19 protein-coding genes are annotated in these 19,474 nt (G+C 62.0%); 18 read left to right on the top strand and 1 reads right to left on the bottom strand.

Annotation, left to right across the window (positions count from 1 at the left end; translation table 11 throughout):
- Positions 1-2 precede the first annotated feature (2 nt).
- The 9 genes from prsT to ACYQ3M_RS00495 all read left to right on the top strand — a co-directional run bounded on the left by prsT (position 3) and on the right by ACYQ3M_RS00495 (position 12,489).
- Positions 3-2,753: an XrtA/PEP-CTERM system TPR-repeat protein PrsT gene (gene prsT / locus ACYQ3M_RS00535; RefSeq protein ID WP_460034092.1), complete on the top strand. Its 2,751-nt coding sequence runs from the start codon at positions 3-5 to the stop codon at positions 2,751-2,753.
- Positions 2,754-2,816: 63 nt separating this feature from the next.
- On the top strand, positions 2,817-3,530 hold the full coding sequence (gene phoU, locus ACYQ3M_RS00530; RefSeq protein ID WP_460034091.1) for a phosphate signaling complex protein PhoU: 714 nt from the start codon (positions 2,817-2,819) through the stop codon (positions 3,528-3,530).
- An 87-nt stretch (positions 3,531-3,617) separates the two neighbouring features.
- The gene (gene bamA, locus ACYQ3M_RS00525; protein ID WP_460034339.1) at positions 3,618-5,855 is read left to right on the top strand and encodes an outer membrane protein assembly factor BamA; all 2,238 of its coding nucleotides are present in this window, start codon (positions 3,618-3,620) and stop codon (positions 5,853-5,855) included.
- Between the two features lie 29 nt (positions 5,856-5,884).
- On the top strand, positions 5,885-6,394 hold the full coding sequence (locus ACYQ3M_RS00520; protein WP_460034090.1) for an OmpH/Skp family outer membrane protein: 510 nt from the start codon (positions 5,885-5,887) through the stop codon (positions 6,392-6,394).
- A gap of 41 nt (positions 6,395-6,435) precedes the next feature.
- Complete coding sequence (gene fabZ, locus ACYQ3M_RS00515) at positions 6,436-6,879, top strand: 3-hydroxyacyl-ACP dehydratase FabZ (protein ID WP_460034089.1); 444 nt, start codon at positions 6,436-6,438, stop codon at positions 6,877-6,879.
- On the top strand, positions 6,872-7,444 hold the full coding sequence (rnhB, locus tag ACYQ3M_RS00510) for a ribonuclease HII (RefSeq protein ID WP_460034088.1): 573 nt from the start codon (positions 6,872-6,874) through the stop codon (positions 7,442-7,444). Before fabZ ends, rnhB begins: the two co-directional genes overlap by 8 nt.
- A gap of 2 nt (positions 7,445-7,446) precedes the next feature.
- Positions 7,447-10,890: a DNA polymerase III subunit alpha gene (gene dnaE, locus ACYQ3M_RS00505; protein WP_460034087.1), complete on the top strand. Its 3,444-nt coding sequence runs from the start codon at positions 7,447-7,449 to the stop codon at positions 10,888-10,890.
- 14 nt (positions 10,891-10,904) lie between these two features.
- Positions 10,905-11,849 carry a ZIP family metal transporter gene (locus tag ACYQ3M_RS00500; protein ID WP_460034086.1) on the top strand — a complete coding sequence of 315 codons (945 nt, stop codon included), beginning with the start codon at positions 10,905-10,907 and terminating at the stop codon, positions 11,847-11,849.
- Between the two features lie 4 nt (positions 11,850-11,853).
- Positions 11,854-12,489 (top strand): TMEM165/GDT1 family protein, encoded by a 636-nt coding sequence (locus ACYQ3M_RS00495; RefSeq protein ID WP_460034085.1) that lies wholly within the window; start codon positions 11,854-11,856, stop codon positions 12,487-12,489.
- On the opposite strand, the gene ACYQ3M_RS00490 is transcribed toward ACYQ3M_RS00495, so the two are convergent.
- A complete protein-coding gene (locus ACYQ3M_RS00490; protein ID WP_460034084.1) occupies positions 12,486-13,040 on the bottom strand; it encodes a hypothetical protein in 555 nt (184 codons plus the stop codon). The genes ACYQ3M_RS00495 and ACYQ3M_RS00490 overlap by 4 nt on opposite strands.
- A gap of 39 nt (positions 13,041-13,079) precedes the next feature.
- On the opposite strand from ACYQ3M_RS00490, the gene atpD reads away from it, so the two are divergent.
- Genes atpD through ACYQ3M_RS00445 form a run of 9 tightly spaced genes read left to right on the top strand, consistent with a single transcriptional unit; the run spans position 13,080 to position 19,473 of the window.
- Positions 13,080-14,486, top strand: a complete 1,407-nt coding sequence (atpD, locus tag ACYQ3M_RS00485; RefSeq protein WP_460034083.1) for a F0F1 ATP synthase subunit beta — start codon at positions 13,080-13,082, stop codon at positions 14,484-14,486.
- The gene (locus ACYQ3M_RS00480; protein WP_460034082.1) at positions 14,461-14,853 is read left to right on the top strand and encodes a F0F1 ATP synthase subunit epsilon; all 393 of its coding nucleotides are present in this window, start codon (positions 14,461-14,463) and stop codon (positions 14,851-14,853) included. Before atpD ends, ACYQ3M_RS00480 begins: the two co-directional genes overlap by 26 nt.
- Positions 14,850-15,167 (top strand): AtpZ/AtpI family protein, encoded by a 318-nt coding sequence (locus ACYQ3M_RS00475; RefSeq protein WP_460034081.1) that lies wholly within the window; start codon positions 14,850-14,852, stop codon positions 15,165-15,167. The genes ACYQ3M_RS00480 and ACYQ3M_RS00475 overlap by 4 nt, the downstream gene beginning before the upstream one ends.
- Positions 15,148-15,435, top strand: coding sequence for an N-ATPase subunit AtpR (locus ACYQ3M_RS00470; protein WP_460034080.1), 288 nt, complete (start codon positions 15,148-15,150; stop codon positions 15,433-15,435). Before ACYQ3M_RS00475 ends, ACYQ3M_RS00470 begins: the two co-directional genes overlap by 20 nt.
- Entirely contained in the window at positions 15,419-16,126 is a 708-nt protein-coding gene (locus tag ACYQ3M_RS00465; RefSeq protein WP_460034079.1) for a F0F1 ATP synthase subunit A, read from the top strand. Before ACYQ3M_RS00470 ends, ACYQ3M_RS00465 begins: the two co-directional genes overlap by 17 nt.
- Positions 16,123-16,398 (top strand): F0F1 ATP synthase subunit C, encoded by a 276-nt coding sequence (locus ACYQ3M_RS00460; RefSeq protein ID WP_460034078.1) that lies wholly within the window; start codon positions 16,123-16,125, stop codon positions 16,396-16,398. Before ACYQ3M_RS00465 ends, ACYQ3M_RS00460 begins: the two co-directional genes overlap by 4 nt.
- A 2-nt stretch (positions 16,399-16,400) precedes the next feature.
- The gene (locus ACYQ3M_RS00455; RefSeq protein WP_460034077.1) at positions 16,401-17,135 is read left to right on the top strand and encodes a F0F1 ATP synthase subunit B family protein; all 735 of its coding nucleotides are present in this window, start codon (positions 16,401-16,403) and stop codon (positions 17,133-17,135) included.
- A complete protein-coding gene (locus tag ACYQ3M_RS00450) occupies positions 17,132-18,622 on the top strand; it encodes a F0F1 ATP synthase subunit alpha (RefSeq protein WP_460034076.1) in 1,491 nt (496 codons plus the stop codon). Before ACYQ3M_RS00455 ends, ACYQ3M_RS00450 begins: the two co-directional genes overlap by 4 nt.
- A gap of 2 nt (positions 18,623-18,624) precedes the next feature.
- Positions 18,625-19,473, top strand: coding sequence for a F0F1 ATP synthase subunit gamma (locus tag ACYQ3M_RS00445; RefSeq protein ID WP_460034075.1), 849 nt, complete (start codon positions 18,625-18,627; stop codon positions 19,471-19,473).
- Position 19,474 lies beyond the last annotated feature (1 nt).

Below are 19,474 nucleotides of genomic sequence, written 5' to 3'. Positions count from 1 at the left end.
TTATGCGCTTTAAGCAAATCTTGCCGATTTTGCTGGTTTTGAGCAGTGGGGGGGGCTTTGGCTCGGAGCGTTATCTTGAGGAGGCCAAGCGGTATCTGGCGCAGGGCGAGGTCAAAGCGGCGGCGATCGAGTTGAAGAACCTACTCAAGGAGAACCCAAACCACGCCGAAGGCCGGCGGCTGTTGGGAGAGGCCTATCTGCGCTTGGGAGAAGGGGCCGGCGCGGTCAAGGAGTTGGAGAAGGCCAAGGAGCTAGGCATAGCGCTGGAGCGTTTGGCGGCGCCGCTGGCGAGAGCGTATCTGCTTACCGGCCAGGCCAAGAAACTGCTCGCCGAGGTTCAAGTGCAACCGTCCTGGGCGCCAGAGCTGCAAGCGGAGATCACCGCCTTGCGGGGCACGGCGCAACTTGGGTTGGGTGAGCGCGAAGCCGCCCGTCAGGCGTTTGAGGAGGCGCTCCGGCTGGCTCCCGACCACGCCGAGGGGCATCTTGGCCTTGCGCGCCTGGCGCTTTTGGAAAAACAGCCGCAGGCGGCGGCGCAAGAAGCCGAACGCGTCCTTAAAAGCAACCCCGACCATCTTGAGGCTTGGCTGGTGGCGGCCGAGGCGCGTCGCCTCCAAGGCGATTTCGCCGGGGCGCAGGAAGCTTTTTCTGAGGTCTTAAAGCGCAACCCCAAAGACGTCCGCGCGTTGACCGGGCGGGCCGCGGTCCGGCTCGCCCAGAACCAGAGGGAGGCGGCGCGCCAGGACCTCGAGCAAGCGCAAAAGCTGGCCGGCGATTTGCCGCTGGTGCTTTATCTCAAAGGGTTGTTGGAGTTTCAGGAAAATAAGCTCGAGGCCGCCGAGGAGGCTTTGTTAAAAGTGGTCGGCGCCGCTCCAGGCCACCTGCCCAGCCGCCTGCTCTTGGGGGTGATCGCCTATCGCAAGAACGAGCTGGGGCTTGCGGAAGAGTATCTTGCCGCGGTGCATCGGCAGATGCCTGACCACCCGCCTTTGGTAAAGCTTATGGCGGCGGTCAAGCTCAAGCAGGGCCAGCCCCAGAAGGCGATCGAGCTGCTTGCGCCGTATCGGGAAAAGCTCGCGCAAGACCCGCAGTTTCTAGCGCTTTTGGGCAGCGCGTATCTGCAGAACCGCCAGTTCGATCAGGGCACCGAGCTGTTGACCGAGGCGACGCGCCTGGCCCCTGAGGTGGCGGCGATTCGTGCCCAGTTGGCGCTGGGCCAGATCGCTGGGGGCGATTTGGGAGCCGCCGTCGCTCAGTTGGAGCAAGCAGTTGCCCAAGACCCCAAGCTGGTCCAGGCGGACGTTTTGTTGGTGCTCACCCACCTCGAGCGCAAAGAGTACGACCAGGCGCTGAAAGTCGCCTTTAAGCTCGCGCAAAAAATGCCGGACAATCCCATGCCCAGCAACCTGATCGCTGCCGTTTATCTGGCCAAAGGCGAGACGGCAAAGGCCGAAGCGAAGTGGCAGGAGACCTTGCAAAAACACCCCGATTACGTCACCGCGGCTTTGAACCTGGCCAAGCTCAAATTTCGCCAAGGCGAGCCGGCGCAGGCCGAGCGCTATTATCAAACGGTGCTGAAGATAAATCCCGGACATACCGCGGCTTGGATCGGCCTGGCGCAGCTCGCCGAGGCGCGTAAAGACTACGAGGCAATGGCGCGCCATTTGGAGGAAGCGCGCCGCCATCATCCCGAGGCGCTGGAGCCGGCGCTGATGCTCGCCCGCTACCGCCTAGCTCAGGGAGAGGCGCTCAAGGCGTTGGAAACGATGCGCGCGGTGGCGGAGCAATACCCGGACGATGGGCGCGTGTTGCAGATTTTAGGGCAAGCGCAGCTCGCCGCCGGCGAAGCGGCCAGCGCGGTGGCCACCTTGCAAAAAGGGGTCGATCGCGCGCCGGAGGATCCGACCGGCCGTTATCTGTTGGGTCTGGCGCACGCATCGAGCGGCAACGAGGAGGCTGCGCTCAAGGCCTTTGACGCCGCTTTGGCCTCCAAGCCGGATTTCTTGCCTGCGGCGAGCGAACGGATCCGCCTGCTGCTGCGGCAAAAACGCTATGAAGAGGCGTTGGCCGCCGCTCGCAAGCTCAAAGAGCTCCTTCCCAAAGAGCCGGCCGGCTACGTTTGGGAAGGGGAGGCTTATTTGCAGCAGCGGCAATACGAGCCGGCTCTGGCCGCCTATCGCGCCGCCCACGATCTTGCAGGATCTTCGCTGACCGCACAGCGCCTGTATCAACTGTACCGCCAGCTCGGGGAGAGCGCCAAAGCGAATGAAGTCTTAGAGAGCTGGCTCAACCGCTCGCCGCAGGACGCGGCCGGGTGGTTGCTACTGGCCATGGGGTATCAGGCCGACGGCGCACGCGAGCGTGCGATCACCGCCTACGAGAAAGCTCAAGCCCTAGAACCGAGCAATCTCTTGGTCCTCAACAATCTGGCCTGGCTGTACCAGGAGCGCGGCGATCCTAAGGCTTTGGCGCTGGCCGAGCAGTTGCTGGAAAAGGCCAAGGAGCATCCGGAGATGCTGGATACGGTCGGCTGGATCTTCAGCCAGCACGGCAAGCTCAAAGAGGGGGTGACTTTGCTGCGCGAGGCGTCGGTGCGGGCGCCTCATTTGCCGGCCATTCGCCTGCATTTGGCCGAGGCGTTGGTGCAATCGGGCAATCGCGACGAAGCAAGACAAACCTTGCAGCGCTTGCTCAAAGAACATCCTCAGTTTGCCGAACGAGAGCGCGCCAAGGCGCTGCTCGATTCCCTCTGATTGAGTATTGGTGGCAAACCGCATACAATGGGCAAAACCTTAAGGCCCTAAAGGGGGGCGTTTATGCCGGAAGAAGTCGTGCATCATCACATCTCCAAGCAGTACGAGCAGGAGCTGGAAGACATTCGCCACCGGGTGTTGGTGATGGGGGGGGTGGTGGAGGCGCAGGTGGCCGATGCGGTCAAATCCTTGCTCGAAAACGACGTGAGCTTGGCAGAGGAGGTGATCGCCAACGACTACAAAGTCAACTCCATGGAAGTGGAGATCGACGAAAAATGCACCCAGATCCTCGCCCGGCGCCAGCCGGCGGCGCGCGATCTGCGGTTGGTGCTGGCGGTCATCAAAATGATCGCCGATCTGGAGCGGATCGGCGACGAAGCGCGCCGGATCGCGCGTTTGGCGATCGATCTTACGACGCGTTATCCGCGCAAAAACCAGTTGAGCGAGCTGGACCAGCTGGCGGCTCAGGCCAAATTGATGCTCCATGAGGCTTTGGACGCGTTTGCGCGGATGGACGTGGACTTGGCCATCAAGATCGTCGAAGAAGACAAGTCGGTCGACCGTGAATACGAGAGCATCGTCCGCCAGCAGATCACCTACATGATGGAAGACCCGCGCAATATCCCGATCGCCTTGGACGTGATGTGGTCGGCGCGTTCGCTCGAGCGCATCGGAGATCGCAGTTGCAACATCTGCGAATACCTCATCTTCTACGTCAAAGGCAAGGATGTGCGCCACATCAGCCTCGAGCAGCTGGAAAAGCGAGTCAAAGAGTAAGCCATTCCAGTGAATTCGGTTGCGTTGGCCGATCCACTCGCCGGGCGGGGTTGGATAAAAGCCCTTATCTTTTTGGCTTTGTTTTGGATGGGCACGGCTTGGGCGTGGGAGCCGTTTGTGGTCGAAGACGTCCAAGTGCGCGGTTTGGAGCGCGTAACGGTGGGCACGGTGTTCAACTATTTCCCCATCAAACCCGGCGACCGCATCGATGAGCGCCTTGCCGCCGAAGCGCTAAGGGCTTTGTTCAAGACCGGATTTTTCCAAGACGCGCGCCTGTATCGCGAGGGCAGGGTGTTGGTCGTCGAGGTCGTGGAAAGGCCGGCGATCGCGGCGATCAGGATTCAGGGCAACCGCGACATCAAGACCGAAGATCTGCTTAAAGGCTTAAAAAGCGTAGGTTTGGCCGAAGGCCAGCTTTTTAACCGCAGGATGCTGGAAAAGGTCGAGAGCGAGCTCAAGCGTCAATATTACAGCCGCGGCAAGTACGGGGTCGAAGTCAAGACCGAGGCGACGCCGATCCGCGGCAATCAGGTCGCGATCTTGATCGAGATCGCCGAAGGCAAGGTCGCCAAGATCAAACAGATCAACATCGTCGGCAACCGCGCCTTCGACGACAAGACTTTGCTTAAAGTCTTCGAATTGGGGACGACTACTTGGTTGTCGTTCTATACCAAAAACGATCAGTACACAAAACAAAAGCTCACCGCCGACTTGGAGCGGCTCAAGTCGTTCTACCTGGATCGCGGGTACCTGCGGTTTGAGATCGAATCCACCCAGGTGGCCATCACGCCCGACAAAAAAGACATTTACATCACGGTGAACGTCAAGGAAGGCGAGGTCTATCGCGTGGAGGAAGTCAAGCTGACCGGCAAGTTGATCGTCCCGCCCGAGGAACTGGTGCCATTGGTCCAGCTTGGTCCAGGGGAGGTGTTTTCGGGCAAGCGCGCTACCGAGTCGATGAACGCGATCAGCACCCGCTTAGGAGATGAAGGCTATATTTTCGCCAACGTCAACATGGTGCCCGAAATCGACGACGCGCAAAAAACCGTTAAACTGACCTTCTTCGTCGATCCAGGCAAATCGGTGTACGTCCGCCGCATCAACGTCAAAGGCAATTCCCGCACCCAAGACCAAGTAATCCGGCGCGAGCTGCGCCAGATGGAGGCGGCGCGTGCGGCCACTTCCAAGATTGAACAGTCCAAGAACCGCTTGGAACGGTTGGGGTATTTCAAGGAGGTCAACGTCGAGACGCCCACCGTGCCCGGCACCCTCGATCAGATCGACCTCAACTATACCGTCACCGAGCGCCCTTCCGGAAACTTGAGCGCCGGGATCGGATTCTCCCAGGTTCAGGGACTGATCTTCAACGCCAGCGTGTCCCAGACCAATTTCTTGGGAACCGGAAAACAAGTCACGTTTGAGTTCAACAACAGCCAGGTGTTCACCGTGTACCGGTTGGCTTACCTGAACCCTTATTTTACCCTGGATGGGATCAGCGCCGGGTTCGACGCCAGCTATCGCAGCACCGACGCTGCCGCCGCCAACATCACGAGCTACACCACCAACACCTTGGCTGCCGGTTTGAGCGGGGGGATTCCAATCGGTGAATTTGACCGGTTGTCGGCCAACCTCGATTTCAACCAGACCACCCTCAAGACCACCGGCAGGACCGCGCAGGAAATTTTCGATTTCATCAAAGATCACGGTAAAGACTACAGCGTGGTGACGGTGTCTTTCAGTTGGATCCGAGACACCCGCGACCGGGCGGTGTTTCCCTCGCGTGGCGGTCGCCAGTCGGTGTCGCTTCTAAGCTCGATGCCCTTCGGCAAACTGCAGTACTACAAGGTCCAATACCAAGGGCAGTATTTTTTCCCTTGGGCCAGGGATTTGGTCTTTGGCTTGCGGGGGAATTTCGCCTATGGCGACGGCTACGGCGATACCAAGAAGTTGCCGTTTTTCGAGCACTTCTTTGCCGGAGGGGTTCAGTCGGTGCGAGGATTCAGGCAAAATACTCTAGGTCCGCGCGACTCGCGCAACAATCCTTTTGGCGGGGCGGTCAAGTTGGTGGGAGGAGCCGATCTGTTCTTTCCCGTGCCTTTCCTGGACGAGGAGCTCAAATCCGCCTTTCGCCTGGGGGTGTTTTTCGATGCCGGCAACGTCTTTGAAGATCGGCTGCAGCTTGGGGATCTGCGCTATTCCACCGGAGTTTCCGCCCAGTGGCTTTCTCCCTTTGGTCCGTTGGAGGTGAGCTTGGCCAAAGCGTTGAACGCCAAAAGCCGGGACGACGAGCAGGTATTCCAGTTTTCTTTTGGTGCGGGGTTTTGATATAAGTAACTTTAAGGAGAATGTTCCGAATGAACCGAAAACTTTTACTTTGGGCCGTCCTGAGTTTGCTTCTGAGCGCAAGCGTGGCCTTGGCCAAGGAAATCAAAATCGGGTTTGTCAACGTCGCGCAAGTGTTGCAGGAATCGCCCCAGGCGGAGGCTGCAAGAAAGCGGCTGGAACAAGAATTTGCCCCGCGCGATAAGCGGCTCGTCAATCAACAAAAGGAATTGGAAAAGCTCCAGGAAAAGCTCAACCGCGACGCGGCGGTCATGAGCGACGCGGAGCGGAACAAGTTGGAACGCGAGATATTAAATAAACAGCGCGAGTTGAAGCGAGCTCAGGACGAGTTTAGGGAAGATTTCAACATCCGCCGCAACGAGGAGCTGGGCAAGCTCCAGCGCGACATCTTCGAGGCGATCAAGGCCTTGGCCAAAGACGAGGAGTATGATCTGCTGTTGACCGATGGTGTGGTTTACGCCAGCGACCGGGTCGATGTGACCGAAAAGGTCAAGCAACGTTTGCAGGCTTCGTCGAAGTGATCGCGCGCCTTAGGGGTTGAAACCAACATAAGGAAAAGCGTTTGAACATTCGCAAAATCATGCATTACCTGCCCCACCGCTACCCTTTCTTGCTGGTGGACAAGGTCATCGAATGCGAACCTGGAAAGCGCTTGGTGGCGATCAAAAACGTCTCCTACAACGAGCCTTTTTTCCAGGGCCATTTCCCGGGCCAGCCGATTATGCCCGGCGTGTTGATCATCGAGGCTTTGGCGCAGGCGACCGGGCTTTTGGCCTCCGAGAGCGCGCCCCAAGAAATCCTGGCAAAGGACTTTATCTACTACCTGGTGGGTCTCGATAAGGTCCGCTTCAAACGGCCGGTCGTGCCCGGCGACCAGCTGCGCCTTGAGGTCCAGTATTTGCGCCACAAGCGCAACATTTGGGCGTTTACCGGCGAGGCTCTAGTGGATGGAGAATTCGTCGCCGGCGCCGAGATCATGTGCGCTGCACGGGAGGCCGATGCCTGAATGGATCGCCGGGGTGGACGAGGTCGGGCGCGGTTGTCTGGTCGGGGCGGTCATCGCAGCCGCAGTGATCTTAGATCCCGAGCGGCCAATCGAGGGTCTTACTGATTCCAAGCGCCTTGGACCTAAAGAGCGGCGGCGCTTGGCGGGGGAGATTCGACTCAAGGCCAAAGCCTTTTCCCTAGGGCGGGCTGAGCCGTCTGAGATCGACCGGCTCAATATCCTCCAGGCCTCGCTGTTGGCAATGCGGCGGGCGGTGTTCGGTCTTCCTATCCAGCCAAGCCGGGTACGGGTGGACGGCCCCCACGCCCCAAACCTGCCCTGGCCTACGGAGGCGATCGTCGGCGGCGATGGGAGCCGTCCTGAGATCGCAGCCGCTTCTATCCTCGCCAAGGTGGTAAGGGATCAAGAAATGGCGGTTCTGGAAGCTTTCAGCCCTGGGTACGAGATTGCCTGCCACAAGGGTTATCCTACTTTGGTGCATCTAAACCGCCTTGAGCTTCTAGGGCCTTCTCCTTGGCATCGGTTTTCCTTCCGGCCGGTGCAGGCGGTATCGCGACGGCTTTAGCCATGGATTTTGGATTTGTCCACCTGCGCGTCCACAGCGAGTATTCTTTGAGCGACGGGCTGATCCAGATCGGGCCTTTGCTCGCGCGCTGCCGGGAGCTGAAAATGCCGGCGGTGGCCTTGACCGACCAGGCCAATCTTTTCGCTCTGATCAAGTTTTATAAAGCCGCGCTGCAGCGCGGCATCAAGCCTATCGCCGGCGCCGACCTGTGGGTGGTCAACCCGGAAAATCCCAAACTTCCCGACCGCCTTACCGTACTCGTCCAAAACTTAAGCGGTTATCGCAATTTGACCGCGCTGCTCTCGCGCGCTTATGTGGAAGGCCAGCGCTTTGGCCGGCCTTGCGTTACGGCCGAGTGGATCGGCGCGGCTTCTTCGGGGTTGATCGCTTTGTCGGGAGCGCGCGAGGGAGAAATCGGCAGGCTTCTTCTGGCCGATCAGCGCTCGAGCGCCCGGGCGGCGCTTGAGCGCTGGCTGAGGCGGTTCCCGGAAAACCGGTTTTTCCTAGAGCTCCAGCGCACCGGTCGGGCGCACGAGGAGGAATACTTGGAGGGAGCGCTGGATTTGGCGGCGGAGTTGGGCGTGCCGGTGGTGGCGACCAACGATGTGCGATTTTTGAAGCGCGAGGATTTCGAGGCCCATGAGGCTAGGGTGTGCATTCACGAGGGGTGGACCTTAGACGATCCCAAACGTCCGCGCCGTTACAGCGACCAGCAATACCTAAAAAGCCCGGAAGAAATGCGGGCGCTGTTTGCCGATTTGCCGGAGGCGCTCCTCAACACGGTGGAAATCGCCAAGCGCTGCAATTTGGCGTTGGAACTGGGCAAGCCGCATCTGCCGGTATTTCCGGTGCCCGAAGGGTTGACCTTAGAGCAGTATCTTGTCCAGACGGCAAGACAAGGCCTTGCCGCTCGGATCGAGGCCGGCGATATTCCGCGGGAGAAAGAGGCCAAGTACGTCGAGCGCTTGGAAATGGAGCTTGAGGTGATCGCCAGGATGGGGTTTTGCGGCTATTTTCTGATCGTGGCCGACTTTATCCAATGGGCGAAGGCCAACCGCATCCCGGTGGGGCCGGGGCGCGGTTCGGGGGCAGGTTCTTTGGTCGCCTACGCGCTGGGGATCACCGACTTAGATCCCATCGCCTTCGATCTGCTGTTCGAGCGCTTCCTGAATCCGGAACGCGTGTCTATGCCCGACTTCGATGTGGATTTCTGCATGGAACGGCGCGACGAGGTGATCGAATACGTGGCCCGCAAATACGGTCACGACAAAGTCGCCCAGATCATCACCTTCGGCACCATGGCGGCCAAGGCGGTGGTGCGCGACGTAGGCAGGGTGCTAGGCTATCCTTACGGCTTTGTCGACAAGCTCGCCAAGCTGATTCCCTTCGAGCTGGGCATGACCTTGGATAAGGCGCTCGCCCAGAGCGAAGAGCTTAAGGCCCTTTACGAGCAGGACGAAGAGGTCCAGGTTCTCATCGATCTGGCGCGTTCGCTGGAAGGAATAGCGCGCAACGCCGGCAAGCACGCCGGCGGCCTAGTGATCGCGCCGTCCGCCCTGGTCGATTTTACCCCGCTGTATTGCGAGCCGGGCGAAGAGGGCGTGGTCACCCAGTTCGACAAGGACGATGTGGAAGCGGTCGGGCTGGTCAAGTTCGATTTTTTAGGGCTGCGCACTCTGACCATCATCGACTGGGCGGTGGAGACGATCAACCGCTCCTTAGCCGCCGAAGGCCTTCCGCCCATCGACATCGCCCGCATCCCACGCGACGACCCGGCGACTTTTAAGTTGCTCCAAAGCTGCCAAACCACGGCGGTGTTTCAATTGGAATCGCGCGGCATGAAGGACTTGATCCGGCGCCTCAAGCCCGATTGCTTTGACGACATCGTCGCATTGGTGGCGCTGTTTCGCCCTGGCCCTTTGCAGTCGGGGATGGTGGACGATTACATCAACGTCAAGCACGGCCGCACCAAGGCAAGCTTCCCGCATCCCTTGCTCGAACCGATTCTCGCTCCTACCAACGGGGTGATCCTGTACCAGGAGCAGGTGATGCAAATCGCCCGCGATCTGGCCGGTTACACCTTGGGCCGCGCCGATCTGCTGCGGCGGGCGATGGGGAAAAAGAAGCCCGAGGAGATGGCCAAACAACGCGCGGTCTTCGTCCAGGGAGCGGTGGAACGTGGCGTTCCTGAAGCGACGGCGCAGCACATCTTCGACCTGATGGAGAAGTTTGCCGGCTACGGTTTCAACAAATCGCACAGCGCCGCCTACGCCTGGGTGGCCTATCAAACCGCTTGGCTCAAAGCCCATTATCCGGCAGCTTTCATGGCGGCGGTGCTGTCGGCCGATATGGATCACACCGACAAGCTCGTGGGTTTGGTGGACGAGTGCCGAGCGCTGGGCCTTAAATTGCTGCCTCCCGACGTGCAGCGTTCGGGGTTTCGGTTTACTGCGCTTGATGAACGGCAAATCTTGTATGGCCTAGGCGCCGTCAAAGGCGTGGGACAGAGCGCGATCGAGGCCATCCTCGAAGCGAGGGAACGGCACGGCCCGTTTCTTGATCTGTTCGATTTCTGCCGCCGGATCGATCGCGAGCGGGTGAACCGCCGCGCCATCGAAGCGCTGATCCGCGCCGGGGCGATGGACGGCTTGGGGGAGCACCGCGCAAAACTCCTGGCGTGTTTGCCTAAAGCCTTGCAGGCTGCCGAACAGTTCCGCAGCTCCCGGAACCAGAACGATTTGTTTGCCCAAGCGCCGGAAAGCCGCGTTGATGCAGCCGACGAGGATCCGGTGGAAGCCGAACCTTGGCCCTTGCCGCAGCTCTTGGAGGAGGAGCGGGCGGTGCTGGGGCTGTACTTGAGCGGGCATCCGTTCGACGCCGTGCGGGAGGAGGTTGGGCGCTTTACCACGGCCCCGCTCAACGCGCTCGAGCGTTTAGAAAAGTCTTCCGCGATCGTCGTAAGCGGTTGGGTGATGGAGCTGCGCACCCGACGGAGCAAGCAAGGCAAAAAAATGGCGTTTGCGCTTTTGGACGACGGCGCCGGCCGCTTGGAAGTCGCGGCCTTCCCAGAGGTTTTAGAGAAAGCGCAGGTCCCTTTGACCAAGGACCAGGTCTGGGTGGTGGAGGGTAGTCTGGTCCGCGACGAATACAGCGGCGGCTTGCGGCTGGTGGCGGAAAAGCTGTTCACGGTGGCGCAGGCGCGCGAGCAGTTCGCCAAAGGGCTGTGGATCCAATGGCCGGCGGGATCCAATGGGGTTGCGGTCTTGCATAAATTGCTGGGCCGGCATCGGGGCGGGCGGTGTCCGGTCTACATCGACTATCGAGGAGAAAGGGCCTGCGCCCAGATCCGGCTCGGGGAGGCGTGGCGCGTCCGCCCGGAAGACGAGTTGCTCAACAATTTGGCCGCGCACCTGGGTCCCGAGCGGATCCGGCTGCGTTACGATTGAGGGAGAAAGAGCGGATGAACGGATCGGCGATCAAAACCCATATTCACCGGCGGCTGCTCGATTGGCGCGCGCGCCTGCACGCCTGCACTTGGTATCGGCGTTTCTGGGCCTTGCCTAGAGCGCAGCGGATCGGTATCGCGGCGCTTGCGTTTTTAGGCTCCCAAGTCCTCGTGTTCGGCGGGCTGTACTGGATCTTTGGCCTGACCGTGGTGGTGGGCTTTTTGGCCAGCGTGCTGGCGGGGCTGGCGACGGTGCTCGGCGCGCTGCCGGCGGTGCTGTTGCGCGAGATCTCCTTCCGCGCGGTCAATTTCATGATGGGGATGGCGGCTGGGATCATGCTGGCGGCGACCGCCTATTCGCTGGTGGAGCCGGGGGTGGAATACGGCAACGCCTTGTGGCCGGGCTTTGGAGTGTACGTGGTGGTCGCCGGGATCCTAGTGGGCGCCTGGTTTTTGGACTGGGCCGAGCGCGCCGTTCCGCACGAGCTGTTCGCCGACGAGCTGGACGCGGCTGCTTCGCTGCGCAAGGTCTGGCTGTTCGTCGCGGCGATCACGCTGCACAATTTCCCCGAAGGGTTGTCGGTGGGGGTGAGTTTCGGCGGTGGGGATTTTGCCAACGGCACCTTGCTGGCGATCGCCATCGGCGCGCAGAACGTTCCCGAAGGGCTGGCGGTGGCGCTGCCTTTGGTCGGGATCGGCTACAAGCCTTGGAAGGCGGTCGCGATCGCCTTGCTTTCGGGGGGGGTGGAGCCGATCGGCGGGCTGCTTGGGGTCACCATGGTCACCGTGTTTGAAACGCTGCTGCCGCTGGCGATGGGGTTTGCGGCGGGCGCCATGCTGTATGTGATCGCCTACGAGATCATTCCCGAGTTTCACGCCAAAGAGCGCTCGCGGGTGGCGGTGTTTGGCGTGTTGCTCGGGTTTGCGGTGATGGTGGTGCTCGAGACCAGCCTGGGTTGAAGCGATGCTCGAGGCGCTGCAAAGCGGGAGTTTGGGGCAAAGTTCCTGGCTGGGGATGGCGACCAGCCTGGCGGTGATCGCGGCAGCCGAACTGGGGGATAAGACCCAGCTGGTGTGCATGACCTTGGCGGCGCGCCACCGCCCGTGGCCGGTGCTCTGGGGGGTTTGGCTCGCGTTTGCCTTGCTCAACGGGCTGGCGGTGGCCTTTGGCGCGGCGGTCGCGGCTTGGTTGCCTAAAGACCTGGTCGCGCTGGCGGTGGCCGGCTTGTTTTTGGGGTTTGGCGTCCACGCCCTGCGCGCCGGGTGGAAGGAAGAGCCGGTGGCGGTGGAGCGGACCGCTCACGGCCTGTTTTTCACCGCCTTCACCCTGATTTTTCTGGCCGAATTCGGCGACAAGACGCAGATCGCGGTGGCCGGCTTGAGCACCGCGTTTGCCCCCGCCGTGGTATGGACCGGCGCGACTTTGGGACTGGGCGGGGTTTCGGCGCTGGGTGTCCTCCTTGGGCGGACGCTGCTCAAGCGCCTGCCGATCCGCTTTCTTCACCGCATCAGCGGCGGGCTGTTTTTGCTGCTCGCGGGGGGTTCGCTATTGAGCGTCGATTGGCGCGCGCTTTGGCGGCTTGCCCAGAGCTTGATCTAAAAGCCTGCCGGTTTGCCGCTCTCCTTGAACAGGATCGTACCCAGAAGCAGATCGGCGACCGCTCCTAAGATCACCCCGAGCGTGAGCAAGCGAACGGAAACAAAGCCGATGCCGGCGGCGGCGATGAGCAAGGCGTAAGGCCTTTGGAAGGCGAGCGTGCCGGCAGGCAACCTAAAGAGCTGGAAGGCCAGCGCCAACCAGGCCAGGCCGACGGCGACCCCGGCCCCGGCGAACGCCCGGCCGACAAAAGTCGGCCCGAAGCCCAAAAGAGGCAGCAGCGCCAGCCCCACCGCCAGGCCGTTGAGGCCGATCAGAGCCAAAATCGGCAAATCCGCCTCGCGGAGGTGGTAGCGTTCGTTGAGCAAGCGCTTTAAGATGATAAACACGAAAGCGAACAGGGCGAAGTTGACGAGCGCGAGCAAGGCGGCGGTCAAGGCGGTGCCGATCTCCGGCCGGGAGGTGATCTCGCTGAGGAAAGAAATGAAAAACCGGCTCAAGAGGGCGTGGGCGAAAGCGGCCCCTGCGGCCAGGATGAGACGATCGCTGGACATGATTCCTCCTCGTAGGCCATTTTTGGTATGGGTTGCAACGTGCCTATTGTAGCGCACGAGAAAGCCGAAGCCAGAGCGGGGGTCGTGGCGGCAGTGCGCGGCAGCGTGGTCGATGTGCGCTTTGAGCAAAACGCCCCGCCGCTGGGTCAGCTCCTCAAGGTTGGGGAAATCGCCTTGGAAGTCGCCGCCCACCTCGACCGTACGATCTGCCGTTGCATCGCCTTCGGCAATACCCAAGGGCTAAAGCGCGGCGATCCGGTGATCGACACCGGCGGGCCGATCCAAGTGCCGGTGGGATCGAAGTTGCTCGGGCGAATGGTAAACGCCTTCGGCCAGCCCATAGACGGCTTAGGAGACATCGAGGCGGCCGGATGGCGGGCAGTGCATCGGCCCGCGGTGCCGCTGGCTCAGCGGCGGGCGACGCCGGAAGTGTTCGTCACCGGGATCAAGGTCATCGATCTTTTGGCCCCTTTGGAGCGCGGGGGCACCGCGGGGCTGTTCGGCGGCGCTGGGGTGGGCAAGACCGTGATCGTCACCGAGCTGATCCACAACATGCTCCGCCAGTATCGCGGGGTGAGCGTGTTTTGCGGCATCGGCGAGCGCTGCCGCGAGGCCGAGGAATTGTACCGGAGCATGGCCGAGAGCGGGGTGCTGGAAAACGCGGTATTGGTGTTTGGGCAGATGAACGAGTCGCCCGGGGTGCGGTTTCGGGTCGGCCACAGCGCGCTGACGATCGCCGAGTATTTCCGCGACGACTGCCGCAAGGACGTTTTGCTCTTGATCGACAACGTTTTTCGCTTCATCCAGGCGGGGACCGAAGTCTCCGCCCTGATGGGCAGGATCCCTTCCCGGGTAGGGTATCAGCCGACTTTGGCTACGGAGTTGGCAGAGCTCGAAGAGCGCATCTGCACCACCGTCTACGGCCGCATGACCTCGATCCAGGCGGTGTACGTGCCTGCCGACGATTTTACCGATCCGGCGGCCGCCGCCACCTTCGCTCATCTGTCCGCCGCGGTGGTGCTGTCGCGCCAGCGCGCCGCCCAGGGCCTATATCCGGCAGTCGATCCGCTCGCTTCCAGCTCCAAACTGCTCCATCCCCAGGTGGTCGGCCACAGACACTACCGGATCGCGCGCGAGGTGCGGCGGGTGCTGGCCGAATACGAAGAACTCAAGGACCTCATCGCCATGCTGGGGCTGGAGGAGCTGTCCCCGGCCGACCGCCTGACCGTGAACCGGGCGCGCCGGCTGGAGCGTTTCCTCACCCAACCGTTTTTCACTACCGAGCACTTCACCGGCACCCCGGGGGTCGCGGTGGGGCTCGAGGAGACCTTGGCGGGTTGCGAGCGGATCTTGAACGACGAGTTTAAAGACGTCCCCGAGCAGGCGCTGTACCTGATCGGCGCCGTCGACGAGGCTTACCGTGCGCTTGAAAGTGCTGCTGCCTGAGCGGGTGCTGCTCGAGGCGGAGATCGTCAAGCTGATCGCCGAAGGCGGCGAAGGGCATTTTTGCTTAAAGCCGCGTCACGTGGATTTCGTCGCTGCGCTGGTGCCGGGCATCCTAAGCTATGTGGAAAAAAGCGGCAAGACTTGGTATCTGGCCTTGGACGAGGGGATTTTGGTCAAGCGCCAAGACGAGGTTTTGGTCTCCACCTATAAGGCGGTGCTGGCAGAAGATATCGCCGGCTTGCGGGAGAAGGTCCAGACCGAAATCTTAAAGCTCAACGAGACCGAACGCGCCACCCGCAGCGCGCTGGCGCGGTTGGAGGCCGGAATTTTACGCCGCTACGGCGAGTTGCGCGAGGTGTTCAAATGAGCGCAGGCGCCAACGATCCCCCTCCTAAGCAAAGATGGATCGAGGCGGTGGACAAAAAAGCCCAACGCCGCCTCAAGGCACACCGCGAAGCCCGCCGCAGCCTTTGGTTTGGCCTGGGGATGTTGGGCCTAGTGGGGTGGGCGGTGGCGGTGCCGACCCTGATCGGCATCGCCGTCGGCGGGTGGTTGGACCGCAAGTTTCCAGGACCGCCGTCGTGGACCTTGACGTTTTTGTTCTTAGGCTTGGGCTTGGGCTGTTATTACGCCTGGCAGTGGATCCAGCGGGAGAGCCGCAATGACCGAAGCGGGACTTAATTTCCTGTGGGCGTTCGCCGGGGGGTTGGGGCTGGGGACGTGGTTCTACGGCGGGCTGTGGTGGACGGTCAAGCGCCTGCCTGCTTCTCGCCATCCGGCGGTCTGGATGCTCGCAAGCTTTGGATTGCGCGCTGGGACAACCTTGGCGGGGCTGTATTTTCTCATGGCCGGGGATCTTAAGCGGTTGGGGCTGGCGCTCATGGGAATCCTGCTGGCGCGGCTGGGGTGGGTCTACGGGGTTCGGAGGGGACGTGCGCTTCAACCCTGACCAGATCGTTTATTGGCAGTATGGACATTTCAAACTCAGCGCCACCTTGGTGTTCACCTTCGGGGTGATGCTGCTTTTGGCGCTTGGCGCTTATCTGGCCACGCGCCGCTTGAAACCTGAGGTGCGGCCGGGGCCTTGGCAGAATTTTCTGGAAGCCTTGATCGAAGTGATCGCCGGCCAAATCCAAGAGGTGACCCATCAAGACCCTGCCAAGCATCTGCCCTTCGTCGGCACCTTATTCCTGTTTATCGCCACCTCGAACCTGCTGGCGGTGGTGCCGGGTTTTGAGCCGCCGACTGCCTCCTTGTCCACCACCACCGCCTTGGCCGTCTGTGTGTTCTTTGCCGTGCCCTGGTACGGGATCCGGGCGGTGGGGGTGAAGGCTTATCTTCGCCAATATTTGAAGCCTACACCGTGGATGTTGCCGTTCAACGTCATCGGGGAATTTTCCCGCACCTTGGCGTTGGCGGTGCGCCTGTACGGCAATCTGCTGAGCGGGGCGGTGATCGGCGCGGTGCTGCTGGCGCTGGCGCCGTTCTTCTTCCCGGTGCTGATGCAAGTTTTGGGGTTGTTGACCGGCTTCATCCAGGCCTATATCTTCGCCGTGCTGGCGCTGGTGTATATCGCTTCCGCCAGCGCCGTCCAAGAGGAGAAGCTCAAACAAGTCGCTGACCAGGAGGACCCCGCATGACCCAAGACGCGCTGATCGCTGCGATCTCCATTTTTACCGCCGGGATCACGATCGCCATCGGCTCTATCGGCCCGGCTTTAGGGGAAGGACGGGCGGTGGCGCAGGCGCTAGCGGCCATCGCCCAGCAGCCGGACGAGGCCCGCACCATTACCCGCACGCTGTTTGTGGGCTTGGCGATGGTGGAGTCCACCGCCATCTATTGCTTTGTGGTGAGCATGATTTTGTTGTTCGCCAATCCTTACTGGGATCACTTCCGCGCCGTTGGGGGCTGAGGATGCCGATAGACTGGCTGACGGTCGCGGCCCAGATCGTCAATTTTTTTATCCTGCTGGCGCTCTTGAACCGCTTTCTGTATCGCCCCATCGTCTCGAACATGGAGGCGCGCCGGCAGTACATCGAACAGCGCCTAAGCGAAGCCGGGCAGATTAAGGCCGAGGCCGAACGCCTCATCGCCAGCTACCGGGAAAAACTCACTGCCCTCGAGGAAGAGCGCGCCAAGTTGCTCGCCGAGGCGCGCCGTGCAGCGCAGGAGCAACGCGAAGCGCTGCTGGCCCAGGCGCTCAAGGAAGTCGAGGCGCAGCGCCGGAAGTGGCAAGAGGCGTTGGCGCAGGAACAGGAGGCGCAGATACGCGCGCTCAAATCGGTCGTAGCCGAACAGGCCGTGGCCGTGGCCAGGAAGGCCCTACGCGATCTGGCGGAACAGGACCTTGAGACGCGGGTGATCGAATCCTTTCTGCGGCAGCTCTCGGCGCTTCCCGACGCGCAGCGCCGGCGCCTTGCGCAAAGCTCCGGCGAATGGGTGGTGGCGACCGGCTTCCCGCTCGATCCGCCCACAGTTCTGCGTTTGCGCGAGGCGCTCGAGCACCTCAAACCCGGCGTGCGCGCCCGGTTCGAGCAGCGCGATGAGCTTTTGTGCGGCCTCGCCCTGGAGGCCGACGGTCAGGTTTGGCGCTGGAATCTGGCCGCGTACCTGGACGAGTTAGAAACCAAGCTGCGGCAGGCGCTATGATGCAGATTGCGGAAGAAGCGGCTGCCTTGCTGCGCCAGACCTTAGCTGCCTATCGCTTCGAGCTGGCGCCTTTGGAGGTCGGCAGGATCGTGCGGATCGAGCGCGGGGTGGTGCGCCTTGAGGGATTGCCTGGGGTCCAGGCGCTGGAGGTGCTCGACTTTGGCGGCGGAGTGGCCGCGGTGGCCACCGACCTGCTGCCCGAGGGGATAGGCGCGGTCCTCTTGGATCCGGTGCAGAATCTTCCCTCCGACGGCTGGGTGCGGCGTACCGGGCGGGTGGTGGATACGCCGGTGGGGGAAGGGCTGCTGGGGCGGGTGATCGATCCCTTGGGTCGCCCTCTGGACGGCAACGGCCCCGTGCGCGCCGCCCAACGCTGGCCGGTGGAGCGGGAGGCGCCAGCGATTCTGGAGCGGGCGCCGGTGGAAGTGCCGCTGCAGACCGGGATCAAGGTGGTCGATGCGCTCGTTCCTATCGGGCGCGGCCAGCGCGAGTTGATCTTGGGCGACCGCCAGACCGGCAAGACCACCTTGGCCGTCGATACCATCCTCAATCAACGCGACCAGGGGGTGATTTGCGTCTATTGCGCGATCGGCCAGCGCGCCCAGGCGGTGGCGCGGGTGATCGCCCGATTGGCCGCGCAGGGGGCGTTGGCCTACACGGTGGTGGTGAGCGCCACCGGCGATTGCCCGGCGGGCTTGCAGTTCATCGCCCCTTATGCCGCTACCACCGTCGGCGAGTACTTCTGCGCGCAGGGGCGCGACGTGCTGGTGGTGTACGACGATCTTTCGCATCACGCCGATGCCTACCGCGAGCTTTCCTTGCTGCTGCGCCGGCCTCCCGGGCGAGAGGCCTATCCGGGCGACGTGTTCTATATTCATTCGCGCCTGTTGGAGCGCGCCTGCCGCCTTAAAAAAGGCGGCAGCCTCACCGCCCTGCCCATCGCCCAGACCCAGGCGCAGAACCTAGCCGCCTATATTCCCACCAATCTGATCTCGATCACCGACGGCCAGATCTATCTGTCGCCGATCTTGTTCCAACGCGGCGAGCTGCCGGCGGTGGACGTGGGCAAATCGGTTTCGCGGGTGGGAGGCAAGGCCCAGCTTCCGGCGTATCGGGAGATCGTCGGCCCGTTGAAGCTGGCTTACGCCCAGTACGAGGAGCTGGAGATTTTCGCGCGCTTTGGCACCCGCTTGGACGAGCGCACCCGCCAAGCGATCGAACGCGGCCGCAGGGTACGCGAGCTCCTCAAGCAGGAAGAGGGCGACCGATTTACCCCGGCCGAGCAGATCGGGGTGCTGCTGGCGCTCAACGCCGGGCTGTTCGACGCTTTGGCGCTGGAACAGGTGCCCCCGGCGGAACGCCGCCTGCGCGAGGCGCTCAGACAGGAAGCCGCCTGGCAACGACAGGTGGCGGCGCGCGAGCCGCTGAGCGAGGAAGAGAGGCGGCGGATTTTGGCTTTGGCGTCTGCAGCGCTCGCCGGACGGTAAGCGTGTCCACCTTAGAAGCCTTAGAACGCGCCATCGCCTTAAGTCACAAGCTCAAGGCCGTGGTCCGGACCATGAAGGTGCTGGCGGCGGCCAGCATTCGCCAGTATGAACAGGCGGTGGCGGCGGTGGCCGATTACGGCCGCACGGTCGAGCTGGGGCTGATCGCGGTGCTGCGGCACGCCGAGCTATCTCGCCCCTCTCCCAAGGGGGAAGGGCGGGCGGCGATCGTCTTTGGCTCCGACCACGGTCTGTGCGGACGCTTCAACGAAACGGTGGCGGAGTTTGCCGCCCAACGCCTCAAAGGCCATGGCGCGACTCGGCTGCTCGCGGTCGGGGCGCGGATCGATCCGGCGCTGCAGGCGCACGGCTTGCGCGTGGAGGAGTGTTTTTTCGTTCCCGGCTCGGTGGCTGGGATCACGGTCACCGTCCGGGAAATGTTGGCGAAGATCGAGAGCTGGCAGAGGGAAGGGGTGGAGACCGTGGACCTGTTTTATCTTTGCTGCGGCGGCCCGGTCGCCCAGCGCTTGCTGCCGGTTCCGCTCGAGCGCTTTTACCGCCTTAAGCGCCGCCCCTGGCCGGGGCGTTCGCTGCCCGCGTTTCGCCTGGAGGCGGGCGCGCTGTTGGCCCAGCTTGTGCGCCAGTATCTGTTCATCTCCTTGTATCGAGCGTGCGCCGAGGCCCAGGCGGCCGAACACAGCCAGCGCCTGGTGAGCATGCAACTGGCGGAAAAGAATTTGAGCGAGCGCTTGGAAGAGCTGACCCGAGCCCACCACCAATTGCGCCAGGAACAGATCACCGCCGAGCTTTTGGAGGTCGTCTCAGGTTTCGAAGCGGTGCGGCACCGCGATTGAT

This window comes from Methylothermus subterraneus (assembly GCF_054656915.1).
Note: the sequence above shows the minus strand (reverse complement) of the source record. Positions and strands in the feature narration are given on the sequence as shown.

Bases quoted from the DNA above. Each gene is read 5' to 3' on its own strand.
- prsT (WP_460034092.1), top strand. From the start codon at position 3: ATGCGCTTTAAGCAAATCTTGCCGATTTTGCTGGTTTTGAGCAGTGGG.
- phoU (WP_460034091.1), top strand. From the start codon at position 2,817: ATGCCGGAAGAAGTCGTGCATCATCACATCTCCAAGCAGTACGAGCAG.
- bamA (WP_460034339.1), top strand. From the start codon at position 3,618: ATGGGCACGGCTTGGGCGTGGGAGCCGTTTGTGGTCGAAGACGTCCAA.
- ACYQ3M_RS00520 (WP_460034090.1), top strand. From the start codon at position 5,885: ATGAACCGAAAACTTTTACTTTGGGCCGTCCTGAGTTTGCTTCTGAGC.
- rnhB (WP_460034088.1), top strand. From the start codon at position 6,872: ATGCCTGAATGGATCGCCGGGGTGGACGAGGTCGGGCGCGGTTGTCTG.
- dnaE (WP_460034087.1), top strand. From the start codon at position 7,447: ATGGATTTTGGATTTGTCCACCTGCGCGTCCACAGCGAGTATTCTTTG.
- ACYQ3M_RS00500 (WP_460034086.1), top strand. From the start codon at position 10,905: ATGAACGGATCGGCGATCAAAACCCATATTCACCGGCGGCTGCTCGAT.
- ACYQ3M_RS00495 (WP_460034085.1), top strand. From the start codon at position 11,854: ATGCTCGAGGCGCTGCAAAGCGGGAGTTTGGGGCAAAGTTCCTGGCTG.
- ACYQ3M_RS00490 (WP_460034084.1), bottom strand. From the start codon at position 13,040: ATGTCCAGCGATCGTCTCATCCTGGCCGCAGGGGCCGCTTTCGCCCAC.
- ACYQ3M_RS00475 (WP_460034081.1), top strand. From the start codon at position 14,850: ATGAGCGCAGGCGCCAACGATCCCCCTCCTAAGCAAAGATGGATCGAG.
- ACYQ3M_RS00470 (WP_460034080.1), top strand. From the start codon at position 15,148: ATGACCGAAGCGGGACTTAATTTCCTGTGGGCGTTCGCCGGGGGGTTG.
- ACYQ3M_RS00460 (WP_460034078.1), top strand. From the start codon at position 16,123: ATGACCCAAGACGCGCTGATCGCTGCGATCTCCATTTTTACCGCCGGG.
- ACYQ3M_RS00455 (WP_460034077.1), top strand. From the start codon at position 16,401: ATGCCGATAGACTGGCTGACGGTCGCGGCCCAGATCGTCAATTTTTTT.
- ACYQ3M_RS00450 (WP_460034076.1), top strand. From the start codon at position 17,132: ATGATGCAGATTGCGGAAGAAGCGGCTGCCTTGCTGCGCCAGACCTTA.